This is a genomic window from Neisseria sp. P0022.S010 (assembly GCF_051956635.1).
The window spans coordinates 1-1,687 of record NZ_JBQCXF010000603.1; the positions used below are offsets into that span (position 1 = coordinate 1).

Genomic DNA, 1,687 nt, shown 5'->3' on the forward strand with positions numbered 1-1,687 from the left:
GAGATATTGAGTGGATACAGTAAAAAGTATCAGGTGTTTGAGTAAATAGATTCGAATACGAAAAACATTTTTAAAATTTTGTTGTAAATTGAAAGTTTGGATTGGGTTTAGGGTTTGAAAGGGAAAATTTAGATTATCTGATTCTTTACAAAGAGAGTAGGCCGTCTGAAGACTTTAAAGAGATTAAGAGGGAATGGGATTTGAAGATAACGATTATTGAGGAAGGGTAAATGAAAAAAATGACATGTACAGGCTGTTTAGTTTAGCTCTGACATGCCATTTATGTAGGAAGTTAGAATTTCAGACGGCCTTTAATCGGCAGAGCCTTTTTGAGCGAATTGCTTCCATTGAGCCAAAAGCTCTTTGAGAACGTCTTGCTGTTCATGTCCATGTTGGATGGCTTCTTGCAGCCAGAAACAAGCATTATTGATGTCTTTTTCTACGCCCATACCGTGATAATACAGACAGGCAAGATTATATTGAGCCATCGTGTCTCTTTGTTTGGCTGCTGCTTCAAACCATTTTGCAGCTTGGGCATAGTCGACAGGTACACCTTGTCCACTGTAATACATCATGCCAAGATTGGTTTGGGATTTGCTGTGCCCACGTTCTGCGGATTGGTGGTATAGATCCAGTGCTTCAGCGTAATTCTGTTGGCGTTTTAAGCCATAGTGCGCTGCAAATGCCAGCTTGTATAGACGTTCAGCCTCCTGACGTTGGAGGGCGATTTCTTTCGTCAGCTCATAGTTTTGCTGGTTATTCAATGCGCTGTCAGACAGAAGTTTTTGGTAAGCGACAAGATTACCTAAATCAGCCGAGCGTTGATAATATTGACGTGCGGTGTCTGCATCAACTGCTTGTCCCAATCCGTAGCGATAGATATCACCTAAAAGGCGCAATCCTTCCGGATCATTTTGATCCGCAGCAAATTTAGCGTGCTGATAGGCCTTTTGAGGGTCTCGTTCGGTGTTTTTGCCCAATAGATAGATTTCGGCAAGTGCTACATGCGCGTTGCTGTCACCTTTTTCGGCAGCTTTTTCAAACCATTCCAATGCTTCAGCAGGATTTGATGCGACTAAGAGTTCTGCAAGAGAAGTTTGCGCCGGAACAATGTCGTAATCGGCAGCAATACGCAAATGTTCGATTGCTTTTTCAGGGTTTTGTGCAACACCTTGCCCCAATTTGTATTGAAGGCCGAGTTGCCAGTGTGCCGCAATAAATCCCTGTGCAGCGGATTGCTGATAAAGTTTATGGGAATATTCCAAATCAGGAGAGCTGGAATATTGGTAATGTTGGGCTAAGAAGTATTGTGCCTGAGGATTTTGCTGTTCGGCAGCTTTCAATGCCCATTTGACTGCTTCTTGGTCATTGCCATTGTCTGCATATAAACGCATCAGGCGCAGCTGGGCAGGGGCTAATCCTTCTTCGGCAAGCTCTTGATAGGCTGAAATAAGCGTTTCTACTTCTGCACCGTTATTTTCTTGTAATTGGAGAAGATTATAGCGGGCATAGGGATGACCGGCTCTTGCTGCTTGTTTTAAATATTCAACTGCAATTGCCAAATCTTGTTCATTTTCGTGGTTTTCGAATAGGCAGCCTGCCAGTTGAAATGCAGCCTCAATATGCCCGGCTTCTGCTGCTTCGCAGAGCAATGGGATGGCTCGTGCAAAGTCAGGTGGGTTTTGAG

Annotated in this window: 1 protein-coding gene; it reads right to left on the reverse strand. The window is 43.6% G+C overall.

The annotated features are described in order from the left end of the window. Positions 1–311 precede the first annotated feature (311 nt). Positions 312–1,687: tetratricopeptide repeat protein (locus ACTHUT_RS19845; RefSeq protein ID WP_440419535.1), on the reverse strand; the 1,376-nt coding region annotated here is incomplete at its 5' end.